The sequence below is a fragment of the Plantactinospora sp. WMMB782 genome, assembly GCF_049179135.1.
In the GTDB taxonomy this organism is placed as follows: Bacteria; Actinomycetota; Actinomycetes; order Mycobacteriales; family Micromonosporaceae; genus Plantactinospora.
The window spans coordinates 47,101-62,539 of the sequence record NZ_JBMHMC010000005.1 but is presented as its reverse complement, the minus strand read 5'-3'; the positions used below and the strand labels follow the sequence as shown (position 1 = coordinate 62,539).

Below are 15,439 nucleotides of genomic sequence, written 5' to 3'. Positions count from 1 at the left end.
CCCCGGGTCAGGTGGCGGTCAGGGTTGCGGCGGTCACCTCGTACACACCCTGTCCCGTGTACGTCTCAGACGACGCCAGCTCGTCGGCGCCGAGGAACGTGCCGCCAGTGACGGCCGTCCACAAGCCGATGTACGCGACCGTCGAGCCGGCCGGCACGTTGAACGTCTCCGTACCGGTGATCGCCGCCTCGCCGTCATCTGCCGCCGCCCACGACAACTGCTGCCGGGCGTACGCCGGACTGCCGCCGGACAGTTCGTTGGCGCCGTTGGAGCCGGGGTTGCCGGAGTGCAGCGACATGTAGGCGGCCAGGCCGGTGACCGCGTCCACGGCAGGGTTGAGAGCAGCCTCTACGAGCGCCACGTTCCGGCTCCTTCCTCGACGATCTCGGCCAGCAGCTTCCGCATGGCCCGCTTGCCGTCTTTGGCCGCGTACTGGTAGCGGACCAGCAGGGCTTGGGACGGTTGGCTGCCGACGTGCCGGTTGAGGCGCTTCTGCGGCTCATGCCAGGCGTGCCACAGTGGTGCGGTTCCCCGCCAGCGGCGGCCGAGAACAGTGCCGAGGGCGAGCGCCCACGCCTCGTCTTCGCCGCCCCAGCCGGCGAATCGGGGGTCGAGCGGCACCCGCTGGTAGGCGTGGCGGGTAAGAACAACAATGCCGCCGCCCTCGTAGCCCTGGTATGGACGCTGGGCGTAGCCGCCGAGTCGTGGCCCGGGAGTCGCACCGGCCACGACGGCAGCGGTCGCCTGCTCCGACAGCCGGTGGACGAGACCGTGCGGTACCGCCCACGGCGCACCGGCCCGAACCGCGTCCACGGCCAGCGTGAGCCCGTCGCACCACACGTCGGCGTCGGCGACGACGAGGATGTCTCCATCGGCGCGGGTGAGGGCGTCGTTGACGGCGTGGGCTTTCATCCACGGCCCGGACGGGCAACTGCCCAACACGACCTGCCAGGTGGGGTGCTGTTCGGCCCACCACTTCCGCAGCCACACCCACGCCCGGTCCCGATGCCCGCCGTCGCCCCGGTAGGGGACGAGGACGCTGACGTCGGTGTGCTGGCCGCGCCGGGCCACCCACTCGTCGTAGTCGGCGGGGCTGTCCAGGTCTTCGGTCCAGTCGTCGATGATCTGGTACTGCGGGTGCATCCTGTGCTTGCGGAGCCGGGCGTCGGGGACGCCGTGGATGGCTCGGGCGACTTCCCAGCCGCCGGACCGGTTGATGGTGCCGGCGGCGTGCGCGGCGGCGGTCCTTTCCAGCGCGGCGAGATACGACGCGTGGTGCTCCGGCCAGAACGTGACGGCGAAGCATTCGCCGTGGCGGCAGCCGGTGAATCGGGACGGCCCAAACCGGCACCAGTGCAGCCACTCCCGCCTCTCGTCGCCCATGATCCGGGCCATGGCGTCGTCGGAGAACCACACGTCCCCGTACAGGAGCACTGTCCGGTCGGTCGCCGACCAGTACGGGCGGGTGTTGAAGAACTTCGTCGCACCGAGGCCCGGGGTGTCGTCGGACAGGACCGGCGGGGTGTGGAGTTCGGCGCCCGGCACCCGGTAGCGGTCGTCGTCCGGGCCGAGCACCACAACCCGAGTGGCGCCGTTCGCTCGGGCGAGGCGAACACTGCGGTCGAGTAGGCGCTCCCCGGCAAGGACAGCGAGGTGCTTCGGCGTGCCGCCGTAGTTGGCCCACCGCTGCCCGGAACCGGCGGCCATGATGACCGCGACGGTCACCGGTCCGCCTTGATGAATGCCACGTCGCGGGTCTTGCCCTTCGGGTCGTGCCAGAACTCGGTGACGACCCTCCAACCACGTCCCTGCATCGAGGCAACCACCTCGTCGTGCAGCGGCGCACCCTCGTACATGACCTTGGTGTGGGTCTCCAGCAGAATCAGGTCCAGTTGGTCGAGCGGCGCCCCGTCAATCACGTCGAGTTCGGCGCCCTGCACATCCACCACCGCGACGTTGACCCGCTCATCGACGATGTCCGCGAGACGATGCACTGTGACCTTCGCGTAAACCTCCACCGACTTGCGGGTGGGTCGATAGAGCGAAGAGAACTTCATTTGCTCGGTGATGTGGAAGCGGCGCCAGCCGGGAGTCGAAGCGCATGCTCCCTCGATCACGGTTACGCGGGGCATCTTGCGCAACGCTTCGGCCAGCGGCGGGATCGGCTCCACCAGCACGATCGGCTCGAAGCCCACCTGTCGAAACAAGCCGACCTCTTCGCCCCGATGGGCACCGACCTGCACCACCCCGCGCGGCGTTACCTGTACGGCGGACAGCAGCCCGGGAAACGCGTCAGTCCACGCGACCGGCATACCCAGCCTTGCGAACATGCTCGGCAGGCTTGAAATCGGCTGGTCGGGCACCGGACCTCCTTCGGCGACAGCTCGCAGGGCTCGCACGTCTCGGCGAAGGTGGCCACGGTTGATGTACCGGCGGTAGGCGTCCCGGTCCCGCTCGTACTGGGCTCGGGAGTTCACCTGCCGGTAGCCGTCGTCTTTGACCGCTTTGCCGGCCCGGTAGTGCAGGTGCTCGATGACCGTGTCGGGCAGGTAGGTAATGCGGCGAAGTCGGCGGCCGACGGTCAGCCACCAGCGGTCGCAGACGAGATGCCCGAGGGTGGGTGGGGCCATGTAGCCGAGGGTCCGCACAACGGTGGAGGTCATCGCCACGGCGGTCGGAAGGTCCGCCCTCCGGTGCAGGTCGTTGCCGTAGGCGAACCCGACCGGGCCGTGCCGGTCGAGCGCGTCCAGCAGCGTCCGATCCCATTCGGGAGTGCGGGGGCAGTGGTCGTCGCCCCAGAACGCCAACGCGTCATAGCTGTCGGCGTGCTCGACGGCCCGCTGGTTGAGGGTGCCGATCATGCCCTGCCACCGGGCGTGCACCACCCACGGCGCACCCGTCGCCACGTAGGCGCCAAGGTTGGTCGGGTCGCCGTCGACCGCTACGAGCAGGTCAGCGTTTCCGCTGCTCGTCGCACGCCACGCCTGCCACAGCCGGGTAATGTTGTGCGGCCTGCCCCGGGTCGGAACGATGACCAGCAGTCGAGCGTTCACCGGACACCGCAGACGCGGACGATCTCCGGCAGCCGGTGCCGCCACAGATGCCGGTCCAGGACCGTCATGGCGCCAGCGCCCCGCATCCACGACCGGCGGATCGGGTCGTCAAGCAGCCCGTCAACAAGGTCGCCGAGAGCGGTCAGGTTGCCGCGTGGCCACGTCCCGACTGCCGCACCGTATTGGTCGGCGAGCCCGTCCACCTCGGGATGCACGAGCACCCCGCCCATGCCGAGCGTGTTGCTGACCCTGTCCGACCAGTAGTACGGGTTCGGTACCGAGTCGCCGAGGACGACCTTGGCGGACGCGTACAGGTCGGCGAGATCCTGGCCCCAGATCCCGGCCCGACCGCCCCGACCTAGCCAGCGGAACCGGCTGCCGTACCGGTCTGCGGCCCAGTCGAGCATTCGCCGCCGCACCTGATCGTGTGCTCGCCCGCACGAGCCGACGAACACCACATCGCAGGCCAACTCGGTGCGGTACCGGCCCGGGTGGGCGTACCGGTCGGCGGCCGGCGGCACCAGCCAGTGATGGTTGACCCCGCGCCGCTCGAACAGAGCGCGGTGCTCCGGGTTCCCGTCGGCGGTGAAGGCGTGCTGCGCCCGCCACCACGGATCCCGGCCGATCTGCGCCTGCCGGTGCGGCACACCCCAGTACAGGTCCAGATGCACCGCCGCCGTCTTCGTGCCGCCGGCTTCGACGGCCCGCCACATCGACTCCACGTCCCCGCCCGGGGAGTGCCCGTGGGTGCGCGCCCACAACAGCAGGTCTGCGCCCTCGCATGCGGCGACAACCCGGCCGGCGTTGACGGCGTCATCCTGTAGCACCTTCACATGCCAGCCAAGCCCCAGCGCGGCATGAACGAGACAGTTCTTCCAGGACCGTTCCAGGCGCGGGTTACCGAGGACGACCAGGCGGACGGGGGTGCCGGGCACGGACGGCACCCCCGACATCGCACCTACTGCTGCTGGTTGCGAAGGAGGTCCATCAGCTCCGGCTTCGCCGTGCCCCGGGCGGCCTCGTAGGCGTAACCGCGCGCAACAGCCGCCTCCACCCACACCGCGTGGGCGGCCCGACCGTCCGGGAGGCTGCCGTCGGTGGGCAGCTTCGACCTGGCGGCGGTCCGATCCGGGTCGTCGAACGGTGTCTCGGACCCTTCCGTCCCGCCGCCGCCCTGCGGCCCGCCTCCGCCGTTGTCGTCGGTGTTCCCGCCGTCGGTGTCCGCGTCGTCGGCCGACTCCTGGCCGGCGATCGGCGGGGGAAGCGCGGCACCGGGCAGGTCCGAACCGCCGACACCGCCGAACGGGGCGATGAGCTTCACCGACAGCAGGTGCCGGATCTGCTCCGGCGACACGTCGTCCGGCAGCAGCGACCCCTTGTACAGCAGCCGGGTCATCGGACCCTGCGGCGACTGGGTACGTACGTGGGCGACCTGGCCCACCACCTGATACTGGGTCATGGTCAGGACCCGGCCGTGTTCGTAATCCGGATCGCCGCGCCCGGCTCCTGCACCACCGGGACGGTGATGCGGCGGCCCCACAGGTCCCAGCCGTCCCGCTTCGCGATCCGCTCCGACTGGACCTGGATGCCCATCTCGGCGACGGTGTAGCCGGGGTCGACGTCGGTTTCGTCGGCCATGCCGCCGAGCTGCCGGGAGTCGAGGATCCACACGTCGTCGGTCGGCAGGTTCCCGGCCGAGGTGGTGACGACGTTGAGGCCTGCGATGACTTCGATCTGGCCCGAGTAGACGGGGTTGTCGCTGGTCTCCCGCCGCCGCAGGGTGGCGATCTTGTCGTCGGAGACGAGGAGGGCGTACTTCTGCGTCGACATCATGATCGTGTCGGGCATGTAACCCATGTCCAGGTCGGCGATCTCCGCCTTCGCGAGTTCGATGTCACGGAGCATCTGCGCCCCGTTGCCCTCCCAGCCGTCCTGGGCGGGCTGGGTGGCGGTGACAGCGGACGCGACGGCGGCGATCGTGATCCGGTCCACCTTGCGGATGACAGTGTTGACGACCTTCCGCAGACTGCGGTCAACCTCCGTGCCGCCGAACACGTTCCGCTTGATCGACTCGTCGGAGAGGAAGACCGCCTGGCCCCACTTGGAGACGGCGGCGGTCGCGGCCTCACCACGGACCGGCGTGTCACGCGGGTACTCACTGCCGGGGGCGACGGCTTCGATCTCCCGCTCGTTGAAGATCGGCTCCGAGATCTCGTACAGGACCGCCCCACCACTGGAGCGGAAGCGCTGGGTGAGGATCTGGTCGGCAACGAACCGGAGATCGCCGAGGGTCTGAAGCCGACGCCGGATCAGCGTCGGCGACTTCAGCAGCCGATCGATCGTCAGCAGGTCACCGGCCAGGGTCGGCGCCGCCGGGGGGTAGGCAACGGGCATTACGTGTCACGTCCTCTCAAGAGGGTTGCCCGTCTCCCGGGCATGCGAAAGGCCCCGACGCGTGGCGTCTAGGGCCTGAAGTTGGGGTGCGCGGGTTGGGTTGTGTCAAGGTCCGACCGGACGGTCAGAACTCCATCCACTCGGCCTTCTCGCCGCTGCCGGCGGTGGTCAGGAACACGCCGAGGATCGGGTCCGAACCGCCGTCGTCGTCGACCGTCCCGGCCGCGCCGGCCGACACACCGGCACCGGCGACGACGGCACCGGCGGTGGTGGTGACGTGCACCTTGCCGCGCGGAAAGTAGCTGACCTTGGCGTTGGATGCGGCGTCCATCGCGGCGACACCAACAACGGTGATGTCGGCGGCATCACCGGCCGGGCCGACGGTCCCGTTGCCGGACACGACGAGCACCTGACCGCCGGTGATCGTCGCCGATGCGGTGGAGGTGATCTGGTCGGCGTACAGGAACTTCGGGGCGTAGTCGGCCATCTCAGTTCTCCTTGCTCGCCGAAGCGGCCTCGGGCGGGAAGATGCGGGCGAACTCGCGGTCCCAGTCGGCGTCGGAGTCGCTGGTGTCCGGGTCCGTCGCCTCGCCGTGCGGGGTCACCGGAACGGCGGTGCCGGGCGCAATCCGCGCCAGCATGCGAGTGACGGCCTGCGGCGCCTCGTCGTAGTCGGTCTCCCACTGGGCGCGGTCGGCGGGCCGGAACTTGCCCTGCTTCTCGGCCTCATCGAGGACGGCCTTCTTGGTTGCGGCAGCCTTCTCGGCCTTCGCCGCCGACAGCTCGTTCGTGACGGCTTCCATACGGCTGTTGAGCAGGTCGACTTCCTTGCGCAGGGCGGTGTTCTCCTCCGCCTGCGCCTTGATCGCCTTCTCCTGCTCCGGGTCCGGGGTCGGCTCATGCGGTTCCTCGGCCTTCGCCTTGAGCGCGTCGAGCGCCGCCACGATGGCGGTTTCGTCGGCGTCGTCGGCCAGGCCGAGCCGCGACCGGAGTTCGGTCAGGTCGGACACAGGGTCCTCCTTCGGTTCGGTTGGTTGGTCCGGCTCGGCGGCCGGGGGTTCGGGGTCTGCCTTCTCGACAGTCGGGGCGGTTGTCGACATCTCGCTGGAAGCGACAGGTGGAGTCGTCCACGTCGTGTCGTCGGACGCGGACTTGGTCTTTGTCATCGCCTGTCGTGCGACCCGGTCGGCGAGCCCGAAAAACTCCAGCACGTACCGGTTCATCGCCGCCGCGTCGTCGTCCCCGTTGTCAGGGGTGGTTTTCTCCGCGTCTTCCTGCACCTCGTGCATGAGGCCCGCGTCGACTGCCTCGTCGGCGTCGTACCACGTTTCGGCCCGCATGACCTCCAGCCAGTCATCGACGGTCGCATCCGAGGTGGAGCGGTTGGTGTAGACCTTGGCGAGGGTGCGAGAAATCCGGGCAAGGTCGTCGCGGGTCTTCTCCATGTCGTCGTCGTTGCCGATACAGAGTCCCCACGCCTTGTGGACCATCAGTTCGGCGTACGGTGCGACAACCCGGTGGTCGCCGGCCATCGCGACGACGGAGGCGGCGGAGGCGGCGAGCGCGTCAACGTAGGTAACGATCCGGGCCTTGTGGTTCCGGAGCGCCTGGAAGATCGCGTTGCCGTCGTAGACCGAGCCGCCGACGCTGTTGATGTGGACGTTGATCTGCTTCGCGTCGATGTCCCGGAGTTCGCGGACGAAGGTGGCGGCATCTACGCCGGACCACCAACCGCCGATGACGCCGTAGACGTACACGTCCACCTCGTCGGCCGACTTGCCCGTCTCCGCAGCCTGCGCGGCGGGTTGAATCCGGTACCACTGGCGCGGCCCGTCCGGGTTCGCTGAGGCGAGCGGCGATGGAAGCTTCGCCAGCCAGTCGTTGGTGTTCATCACGAGGCTCCGATGGGTAGCGCGAGCTGGTCTGGTGAGGTCTTGGGGGCACGTCGGGTGCGGGCCGTCGGGGGCGACTCTGCCGGCGGTGGGGCCGGGACAGCGCTCGTCGGCGTTTCACGCTCGGGTAGCCGGTATTCGCGCCGCACCCACGCCTCAAGTGCCGGATCGGCGGCCAGAGCGCCGGACGACAGAAGGAGCTGCAGGCTCTCGGCGGTCACCTCGCGCCGCGACCCGACACCGGAGATGGTGACGGTCGGGACCGGTTCGTCGTCGCCGAAGTTCCATTCGACGATCCGGGCGGCGATCTGGCGGGTTGCGGTGTCGGCGATGTTCTCGGCGATCGACTCCAACGCGAGAGTCCACGAGTCGAGGAATGCCTGTCCGAGCGCCCGACTGCCGCCGTTGCCGCCCTGGCCGAGGTCAAGATGCGGCATCAGGGCGCTGCTGGCCATCTCCCGGTTCAGCCACTCGATGAACCCGAGCGTGTCCGGGACACTGCCGGACAGGCCGACAATCTTGGCCGTGAAACCGGGCGGCACGGCGGCCCCGGCCTGGTCTCCAGCACGAGCGGCGGACATCATTGCCTGGGCCTCGGCCATTTGTGCCGGGGTTGGGTTGGTGCCTGCGAGTGCTTCGGCGACCGGCACGCCAGCACCCCAGCGTCGGTTGCTGATGGCGGCGACACGGATCATCTCGCGTTTGATCAGCCATGCGGCGTACGACGGCCGTAGCAGGGACACACCCTGCCAGGCGGCGCCTTCCCGTTCGTGGCAGTACCAAGCAAGCCGGCCTGCGGGTATCTGCGGACTGTTCTTCGGCCCCCGGATCGTCGACTGGTCCACCCCGAGCAGCGCGCCGGTCTTCGGGTCGGAGTGGATGCCGGCGATCGACTGCGGTAGCCGTTCCGCGAGGGTCGTCAACCGCGCCCGGCCGTCGGTGATCTCGGCAACCAGTTCGAACCCGAAATGGCCGAACGTCAGGTGCCCGAGCGCGGCCCGCAGGTGCTCACTCCAACTGACGCCGTGCCGCTTCGCCCCGGTCGGCTTGTCCCTCCCCGCCACGTTGAGGCCGAGGCCGTCGGCAACAAGCTGCACCACCTCCGGCCGGCAACCGGCGCCGTCCAACTGCCACTGCGCCCGCCGCAACTGCAACGTGTAGCCGTTGAGGACGGCGGCGAGCCGGCCGTCCCGCCGCATCGTCGAGTACACCTCGACGGACAGCGGGTAGTGCAGGTCCGGGATGTTCTCGTAGACGTCGGCTACCAGGGTGCCGTACTGGTGGGAGTCGACGACGCCGATCGGACGGGTCGGGGCGGTTGGGGAGGTCACAGCCACCCCCAGCCGTTACAGCGGCACCGTGTTGAAGTCGGGCCCGTCGTCGCCGCCCGACTCCTGTCGTGGCCGAGTTGGTGGCGGGCTCCACCTCGTCACCGCCACCCGGACGGCGAGACTGCCCGTGTCAACGGTGTCGTCGTTGCGGGCTGCCGGGAACGAGGCGTGTTCTTCAACCCACGTGTCGAGCCACATCGCCCCGGCGGGCAGCCACACCCGGCCCGAGGACACCCACGCCGAGTACGGCAACGCCCGTGAGAACTTGTCCTGCTCCGCCTGAATCGCCGTGATCGGGGTGCCGGAGTTTGCCGCCTCACGGACCAGTGTCGTCCCGTACTGCGAACCCTCAACAAACACGGTGTCGAGCTGCCATCGCTCCACCAGCGGACGCACCTGGGCGAAGTGCTGCTCGTCGCCGATCTTCGCCCGGACCATGTCCAGCAGGACGAGGTCACCGTCAACAGTGCGCGCCCAAGCGGCGATGACGGTGTAGTCGGCGGAGGTGCGGGTCGAGTTCGCAAGGTCGATTGTTGCGAACCGCCAACAGTCGCGTAGGTCCGCGACCCGGTTGCCGAGGTGAATACGGTCGCCCAGCCGGGAGTAGTAGCGCCACCAGAGGCGTTTGAACAGGCCGCCCTCGGCGGGTGCAGGTCGTTGCTGATACAAGCTGGACCAGACGTACTCCCCGACGCCCTTGCGGATCGCCGCCCAATCCCGTTCACCGCGAGCCGACACCATCGGTTCGCCGGGCCGTCGACCAAGGGGGTCATCGTCGTCCTCGGCAATGGCCGGAATAGAGACGACCCTCCACCTGCCGCCGTTGCGCGCGTCACCGTCATGCGCGAGCAGCCGCCCGGCGAAATCGTCTTCGTGCCAGCGGGTCTGAATGACCACAGCCTTCGCGCCGGGGCCAAGCCGAGGAACGGCGACTGCCTGCCAGAAGCGCCAGGCTCGCTCCCGGTACACCTCGGAGCGGGCCTGTTCGAGGTCCTTGATCGGGTCGTCAACGATCAGGCAGTTGTGGACGAGAACTTCTTCTGCAAAGAAGTTGCCGTTTCCTTCCACCTGGATGTCGTAGACAGTGTCGCGGACGCCGTGTAGGTGGCGAACCACGGAAACGGTGTCGTAGCCGACTTGTGGTGGCGCATGTGGCAAGGGCTGCACAGGGTGATCAGGTTCTCGGGGCGATTGTCCTGCGGAAGCTCGTTCAGGTGATGAATCACGAGGTTGGATTTCCACTGGAACGCATCCCTGCGCCCCGTCGGAACGAGCCTGTTCGGTATCGAACACACTCGGCACTGGTCCCCGTCGCGTTCCAGGATCAGTGGACGCATCTGCCGGAAGTGCTCGGCGTAGCTGTTGCCGTCCTTGTAATGCGAGTTCCCCTGGCCGATCATGCGCTCCGAGTGCGCCTGGTTCGCGCATATCCGGTCGCAGTACACCTGCCGCGACGAGATCGGCACGTACAAGACTCCGCATTGCGGGCACGACCGGGACTTCGATGCCCGCCGAGCATCCCGAACCTCGATCCGGCACTTCGGGGAGCAGTACCTCTTCGAGCCGTCGATCTTCATCGGCCCACCGCAGTGCTTGCAAGTCCCCGACGGATGCTCCCGCATCCACTGATGATGGCAGGGGCTCCCGCAGTAGAACCGGGTCTGCCCGTCGCGCAACCGCTTCTCGTGCTCTGCGCGCATCACCCTGAATTCGGCCTGGCATTGCGTGCAGCTCAGGTTGAGGTACGTCGAGGTGCGCGCCTGCTGCCAGCACGGCCGGCACATGACTGCCGTGCTCTTCCGAACCTTCCCGCAGGCCACGCACGGTCGCTTCCGGTTCACGCCATCCGACAGTGCTGCCGTTACGGGATCGTAGTACCGACGCCGGCCGGTTCCCGTTCGGATCATGTCCTGTGTCACGAAGTCCGCTGGCTCGGCCGAGGTCTCCGGCAGCAGCGAGAGTGCCCGACTCTCGGCCTTCGCGGACTCTGTCGCATGAAAACACACCTTGGTACAGAAGTGCCGCGTGAGACCGTTGCGCTCCGCCTTCTCTACCTCGCAGCGGAGCTTGGTGTACGACTGGCCACAACCCTCGCAGGTTAACGTCACCTGCGCGCTCGCGTACTGACACGCCTTCGAGCAGTGTAACGGCGTGCCGATTTTCACCCGCCACAGACTGGAGCGGGCCTTGGTGAACAGCGCTCCGCATCTCGCGCACTTGACCGCCACCACAGTCGGAAGCGATGAGTCGTTCCCCGGGGCGAAGGTCAGCGGCAGCGACGTACCCACGCTCGACGGTGTGAACCCGATGGTCGGGGGTGCAGGTGAGGCGTCGCCCGGAGGTGGTGACGAGTTCAACAAGGGGGCGTGCGCCGATGGAACGAGTAGCGATGATCCGTCGCCACTCGGCGCGTCCGGTTTGGTGATTGAAGCTAAGGACTCTCGGGAGAGGTCCAGTTGCATCACAGACTCGACGGATGGGGGCATACCCATATTCTGTCAAAATCTGCGTCTCGCCGTGGACGCAATCGACGGGTTTTCCTGTGAGGCTTCCCGCAATTCCCACACAGTAGACGCCACCGCGATGTCCCTCGATCTGCCAACGGCCAGCAGCTTTACTGTCCGCTCGAAGCTTGATGCCAAGTTCGGGGTGGTCCTCCAGGTCTCGCTTGATGTCGGCACCCCAACGCCGCGCCATCTCGTCGGAGTAACTGACGATCGCCACCCGAGTATCGGGATTGTTGACGAGGAGAAACATCGGGAACCGGCGCGATGCCCGCTCGCTCTTCCCTTCCTGCGGCGCGACCGCCAGGATTAGTCGGTCGTTCCGGCCGTCAGCTAGGTCCACCAACTCGCGATCGATCAGGTCCAACGTCGGAGTCTGGATCGTGGTCGGATCGAGGTCCTGCGCCATTACCCCCGGCGTCGCCCACCGCCGTCGTTTCGGCTCAAACGCTTGGGCCGCCAACTCCCACGGCGACAGCGAGGCGAGCGTCATCACGCCCTCCCGTCACGAAACCGACCGCAGATGGCGGGGAACAACCTCGGACACCCGCGACTGCTGCTCCGGCGTCAACCCAAGATCGGCGAGAATCCGACGGATCACATCCGCCAACAGGGCGCCCTGCGACTCGGCCAGGCGCACCCGGCGCTCCTCGATCCCGGCCGCTATCGCCGCCTTGCACACATCGAGCAGGTGCTTCCGCTCCCGCTGGTACAGGTCAAGCAGTACGGGCGGAACAGCGGAGTGCGTGACATCGACGCCCGGAAACTCGCCGGAGTCCTTCACCACCTCGGACGTCTTGCCCCAGTCGAGGGCGGCGGTTTCCATCTCCTGAATCCGGTCGCGGAGCCATCGGACGTGGCCGGCGGTCCACTTCACCTCGTCGAGAAGAGCGTCGGTGGGGGAGATGTCGACGGGCAGGCCGTACGTCTTCACGGCGGCGCGAAGGTCTTGCTCCGCTAGACGCGCCTCGGCGGCGGCTTTCGCCTGCGGGCTTGCGCCACCGTGGTTGCGGCACACTTTCTGGCCTTTCATCGGCCATTTCCCGCAGCGTCCTTTGCCGTTGCTGCGCTTACCGGTGCACTTCGGCTTGTCTGACTTGCCTGAATCCATGGGTTGTCCACCTCCAGGGCGGGTCCATGGGTGTCGGGTTGGCGACTGTGGGTTGGTCTGGTTGGTGGACGTGCCACACGGCGATCGATCGTCATCATGTGCGGATGCATCCTGACCCGCGCAGTGAGCAGACCCGGTTGCCGACGTCGCAGGATCCGTGGCAGACCACCCGGCATGCTGCGGGGGTGCCGACGCAGCCTCAGCAGTACGGGCCGCCTCCGGTGCCGCCGGCCGGGCGGTCGAATCGGGGTTTGCTGGTCGGTATCGCCGTGCTCGGCGGACTACTTGCCGTCGGGGCGGTGGTGCTGCTGGTGATGGTGTCGGCGAATCCGCCGACCGCGCACACGGTCCGGTTTGAGGTGTCGGCGCCGTCGGGCAAGGTGACGTTGGTCAACTGGTCGACGGTGGAGGATTCGGCGCTGGTGCGGAATCCGGTGTCGCCGTGGTCGCACGAGGTCGAGCTGGAGTCGGCGACGGGGATTGTCGGCGTCAACGTGTCCGGAACCGGAACGGTGGCGTGCAGGGTGTGGGTTGACGGGAAGCTGGTCGACGAGGGGGAGTCGTCGGGTGCCGTGCACTGCGGGGCGACGGTCCGGTAGGTCAGCCCTGTTCGGCTTGAACCTCTGCGACCTGTGAGGACGTCAACAGGTTCGCGGCTTCGATGACGATTGCCAGCCATGACAGTGACAGGACGAACGGTGGTTCGCCGCGCGCCCAGGTGAGCATCGAGATCGGCCAGCCGAGTGTGGAGCCGGCGAGGAGGATCCAGGCTGCGATGGTTCGGGCTCGGCGGATCCGGGGCGACATCGGCACCCCCGGGGCGTGGTCGTTTCACACGGGCGGAGATTCCGAATCTAACCGAAGAGACACTTCGGCTATGGCGCGGAGCGTAACTGTTGCGCCTGACCTTGGTCAACTACGGTGCGTGGCCGGGCGTGTTGAAGGTTTCGGAGATCGGCTACGAGGTAGCGCCATCCGTCTGCCGTGTGGTGTCCGTTGAGTCGGCCGGCGAGGCGTAGGCGGCGGATGTTGGCGGTGGAGGTGCAGAGGAAGTCGGCGGCGTCTGCCGGGTCCAACAGGTCGTCGTCGAGGGCGGTGATGACTTTCGGGGCGACCCAGGTTTCGCCGAATTGGTGGGCGGTGGCGTCGGCTTCGTCGCAGGCATCGGTGTCGAGGGCGCGGAGGCGGGCCCGGTACATCTGGGCAATCTTCCGGGCGCGGACGAGTGGGGTGTCGCCGGGGAAGGGCCAGCGGGTGCGGCCCTGCTCGTTGCGGTCGGGATTCATGCGGGGGTCCGGGCAGGCCACACGAGCATCATCACGTACTGGTCGTACTCGCCGGTCGTCCAGGTGGTGCCGCAGTCGTTGCAGTAGACGTCGCAGGGGTCTTCGGGGTAGCGGGGTTCGTCGCGGCGTAGCTCGTCCAAGCCGCAGCCGGAGCAGGTGCCGGGTAGGTGGGTGACACGTCGTGTCCAGCCGAGCATGGAGCGGGCCCGGTGGCGAAGGTGTTGCAGGTGGTGGATCGCTTCCCAGCCGGCCATGTCCTCAGGGGTGCTGTCTACGCCGGATGGGAAGACGGTGCGCGGGCTGAGTGCGGCGAGGTCGTGAAGGCGGGGGGTGAGGGTGTTGACGGCTTCCTGAACCTCGGTGCCGGGAAGCCTGCGGGGTGGGGGTGGCGGGTTGCTGCTGGTGGTGTGCCACGCCCCGACGAGGTAGGCCCGCTGGCGGTTGTGGAGTCGGTGTTCGCGGCGGAGTTCGTCGGCCCACAGGGTGGTGACGTGGTGGATCTCCGCCTGTAGTGCTTCCGGTTCGCCTCGCAGGGGCATCGGTGGGGCGGCTTTGGATCGGGGTTGAGTGTCCATGGCCTGAGACAGGGTGGGAATTTGGAGCTGGGCCAGGTCGATGTAGTCGTAGACGAGGGTTCGGGTGTCTCGGCCGGCGGCGGTGAGGCAGGCGTCGCACAGGTAGGCGGGGCCGACGTAGGCGGGTTGGCGGGTCAGGTGGTCGTAGGCGCGGCATCGTTCGGCGGAGGCGCAGAGGTGGTCGGTGGGGGTGGTGGTGGCCATCGGGCTGATCTCCTCCGGTGCAGCGTGCGGCTACTGTCGTTGGTGGATCAACCCGTGTCGTGTCGTGGGGGGATCGGTAGGGGCGTCTGGGCTGGCGGGCCGGGCGCCCCTCCGCTATCTGCGACGTCGGCGGCCGTCGAGACGGTCTGGTGGCGGTCCGGTGTGCCGGTGGCGGCGGGCGTGAAGGGCACGCTCCCTCGGGTCCTCGGGTGGTACGGGTGCGATCAGGCAGGCGGCGGCGAAGGCGTCGACCAGGGCGGCCATGGCCGGACGCAGGGAGTCGCAGAGCGTCGACATGGCCTGCACGCCTTCGGCAACGCGTGCCCGGATCTGCTCTTGCGCTTCTTCGCTCAGTTCGTGGCGCTGGTGCGCTATCCGACGCTGCCGAGTCGGGGGATCGTCGACGAGTAGGCCATCTTCCGAGAGGTGCCCGATATCAACCCAGCCGTGTGGGGCGTTGGGTTCGGTTCCAGCAGGGGCGACGAAGACGCCGATAGCGGCTTGCCGGCGGTCTAACTCATCCGACCATGAGGTGCTGTCGACCGGTTCGGTGTGACGCGGGTTGACCAGCTCACGTTCTAGTCGCTGCCACGTGTCCAGCACCCGTTCCACTGTCTCGAAGCTGATGCGACCGGGTTCCTCAACAACCTCGGCCACATCCACGCCGACGAGCCGGTGACCGTCGTCAAGCCGCAGATGCAGCAGGTCCGGGTTCGATCGGCGCCGGAACACGGTGGCGTTGTACCGGCCGGTGTAGCCGGTTCGTGGGGCGTCGACCGGTATCAGGTCGGAGTCGTCGAGATCGGACACCAGGTCGGGCCGCCAACGCATCGGGGTGGCGAGGTGACCGGACTCGCGCTGGTCGGTGTCGTCGGAGATGTGGGTGGGGCGGCAGTCGTCGGAGCAGTACGCCGAACCCTCGGCCGGTGGGGCGCCGCAGGGGCAGAGGCCAGCCGTCACCCGATCGATCTGGTCAAGGATCGTCACCGTTGAGCCTCCCGGATCTGCCGCAGCCGCTCGCGAGCTACCGCCACCCTCTCGTGTGCCGCAGCCGCTCGCTGATGGGCGTCTTCGGCTCGGCGCGCCTGT

Annotated in this window: 16 protein-coding genes and 1 pseudogene; 1 reads left to right on the top strand and 16 read right to left on the bottom strand. The window is 68.1% G+C overall.

Annotated features, from left to right (window positions below; translation table 11 throughout):
• Positions 1 to 7: 7 nt before the first annotated feature.
• The 12 genes and pseudogenes from ACN28A_RS01005 to ACN28A_RS00950 form a co-directional block, all read right to left on the bottom strand.
• Positions 8 to 361 carry a phage tail fiber protein gene (locus tag ACN28A_RS01005; protein WP_421391501.1) on the bottom strand — a complete coding sequence of 118 codons (354 nt, stop codon included), beginning with the start codon at positions 359 to 361 and terminating at the stop codon, positions 8 to 10.
• The gene (locus ACN28A_RS01000) at positions 349 to 1,725 is read right to left on the bottom strand and encodes an NTP transferase domain-containing protein (protein WP_421391500.1); all 1,377 of its coding nucleotides are present in this window, start codon (positions 1,723 to 1,725) and stop codon (positions 349 to 351) included. The genes ACN28A_RS01005 and ACN28A_RS01000 overlap by 13 nt, the downstream gene beginning before the upstream one ends.
• Positions 1,722 to 3,053 carry an FkbM family methyltransferase gene (locus ACN28A_RS00995; protein WP_421391498.1) on the bottom strand — a complete coding sequence of 444 codons (1,332 nt, stop codon included), beginning with the start codon at positions 3,051 to 3,053 and terminating at the stop codon, positions 1,722 to 1,724. Before ACN28A_RS00995 ends, ACN28A_RS01000 begins: the two co-directional genes overlap by 4 nt.
• Positions 3,050 to 3,988: a glycosyltransferase family protein gene (locus tag ACN28A_RS00990; protein WP_421391497.1), complete on the bottom strand. Its 939-nt coding sequence runs from the start codon at positions 3,986 to 3,988 to the stop codon at positions 3,050 to 3,052. The genes ACN28A_RS00995 and ACN28A_RS00990 overlap by 4 nt, the downstream gene beginning before the upstream one ends.
• 23 nt (positions 3,989 to 4,011) lie before the next feature.
• Complete coding sequence (locus tag ACN28A_RS00985) at positions 4,012 to 4,512, bottom strand: hypothetical protein (RefSeq protein WP_421391496.1); 501 nt, start codon at positions 4,510 to 4,512, stop codon at positions 4,012 to 4,014.
• Positions 4,513 to 4,514: 2 nt separating this feature from the next.
• Positions 4,515 to 5,447, bottom strand: a complete 933-nt coding sequence (locus ACN28A_RS00980; protein WP_421391495.1) for a hypothetical protein — start codon at positions 5,445 to 5,447, stop codon at positions 4,515 to 4,517.
• Between the two features lie 124 nt (positions 5,448 to 5,571).
• Positions 5,572 to 5,934, bottom strand: coding sequence for a hypothetical protein (locus ACN28A_RS00975; protein WP_421391493.1), 363 nt, complete (start codon positions 5,932 to 5,934; stop codon positions 5,572 to 5,574).
• A gap of 1 nt (position 5,935) precedes the next feature.
• Positions 5,936 to 7,339, bottom strand: a complete 1,404-nt coding sequence (locus ACN28A_RS00970; RefSeq protein ID WP_421391492.1) for a head maturation protease, ClpP-related — start codon at positions 7,337 to 7,339, stop codon at positions 5,936 to 5,938.
• Positions 7,339 to 8,550 carry a phage portal protein family protein gene (locus ACN28A_RS00965; protein WP_421391635.1) on the bottom strand — a complete coding sequence of 404 codons (1,212 nt, stop codon included), beginning with the start codon at positions 8,548 to 8,550 and terminating at the stop codon, positions 7,339 to 7,341. Before ACN28A_RS00965 ends, ACN28A_RS00970 begins: the two co-directional genes overlap by 1 nt.
• A gap of 135 nt (positions 8,551 to 8,685) precedes the next feature.
• Positions 8,686 to 9,738: a phage terminase large subunit gene (gene terL, locus ACN28A_RS00960; RefSeq protein WP_421391634.1), complete on the bottom strand. Its 1,053-nt coding sequence runs from the start codon at positions 9,736 to 9,738 to the stop codon at positions 8,686 to 8,688.
• A gap of 12 nt (positions 9,739 to 9,750) precedes the next feature.
• Positions 9,751 to 11,367 (bottom strand): annotated as a pseudogene (locus ACN28A_RS00955) (hypothetical protein); the annotation flags it as partial.
• Between the two features lie 312 nt (positions 11,368 to 11,679).
• Positions 11,680 to 12,285, bottom strand: a complete 606-nt coding sequence (locus ACN28A_RS00950; protein WP_421391491.1) for a hypothetical protein — start codon at positions 12,283 to 12,285, stop codon at positions 11,680 to 11,682.
• 251 nt (positions 12,286 to 12,536) lie between these two features.
• Between ACN28A_RS00950 and ACN28A_RS00945 the strand changes: the two genes are divergently transcribed.
• Positions 12,537 to 12,884, top strand: a complete 348-nt coding sequence (locus tag ACN28A_RS00945) for an MmpS family transport accessory protein (RefSeq protein WP_421391490.1) — start codon at positions 12,537 to 12,539, stop codon at positions 12,882 to 12,884.
• 1 nt (position 12,885) lies between these two features.
• Here ACN28A_RS00945 and ACN28A_RS00940 read toward each other — a convergent pair whose 3' ends face one another.
• The 4 genes from ACN28A_RS00940 to ACN28A_RS00925 form a co-directional block, all read right to left on the bottom strand.
• The gene (locus tag ACN28A_RS00940) at positions 12,886 to 13,092 is read right to left on the bottom strand and encodes a hypothetical protein (protein ID WP_421391488.1); all 207 of its coding nucleotides are present in this window, start codon (positions 13,090 to 13,092) and stop codon (positions 12,886 to 12,888) included.
• A 68-nt stretch (positions 13,093 to 13,160) separates the two neighbouring features.
• Positions 13,161 to 13,571 carry a hypothetical protein gene (locus tag ACN28A_RS00935; protein WP_421391486.1) on the bottom strand — a complete coding sequence of 137 codons (411 nt, stop codon included), beginning with the start codon at positions 13,569 to 13,571 and terminating at the stop codon, positions 13,161 to 13,163.
• Entirely contained in the window at positions 13,568 to 14,350 is a 783-nt protein-coding gene (locus ACN28A_RS00930; RefSeq protein WP_421391484.1) for a hypothetical protein, read from the bottom strand. The genes ACN28A_RS00935 and ACN28A_RS00930 overlap by 4 nt, the downstream gene beginning before the upstream one ends.
• 114 nt (positions 14,351 to 14,464) lie before the next feature.
• Positions 14,465 to 15,337, bottom strand: coding sequence for a hypothetical protein (locus ACN28A_RS00925; protein WP_421391483.1), 873 nt, complete (start codon positions 15,335 to 15,337; stop codon positions 14,465 to 14,467).
• Positions 15,338 to 15,439: the final 102 nt, after the last annotated feature.

Coding starts and splice junctions, on each gene's coding strand:
- ACN28A_RS00985 (WP_421391496.1), bottom strand. CDS start 4,512: ATGACCCAGTATCAGGTGGTGGGCCAGGTCGCCCACGTACGTACCCAG.
- ACN28A_RS00980 (WP_421391495.1), bottom strand. CDS start 5,447: ATGCCCGTTGCCTACCCCCCGGCGGCGCCGACCCTGGCCGGTGACCTG.
- ACN28A_RS00975 (WP_421391493.1), bottom strand. CDS start 5,934: ATGGCCGACTACGCCCCGAAGTTCCTGTACGCCGACCAGATCACCTCC.
- ACN28A_RS00970 (WP_421391492.1), bottom strand. CDS start 7,339: ATGAACACCAACGACTGGCTGGCGAAGCTTCCATCGCCGCTCGCCTCA.
- ACN28A_RS00950 (WP_421391491.1), bottom strand. CDS start 12,285: ATGGATTCAGGCAAGTCAGACAAGCCGAAGTGCACCGGTAAGCGCAGC.
- ACN28A_RS00940 (WP_421391488.1), bottom strand. CDS start 13,092: ATGTCGCCCCGGATCCGCCGAGCCCGAACCATCGCAGCCTGGATCCTC.
- ACN28A_RS00935 (WP_421391486.1), bottom strand. CDS start 13,571: ATGAATCCCGACCGCAACGAGCAGGGCCGCACCCGCTGGCCCTTCCCC.
- ACN28A_RS00930 (WP_421391484.1), bottom strand. CDS start 14,350: ATGGCCACCACCACCCCCACCGACCACCTCTGCGCCTCCGCCGAACGA.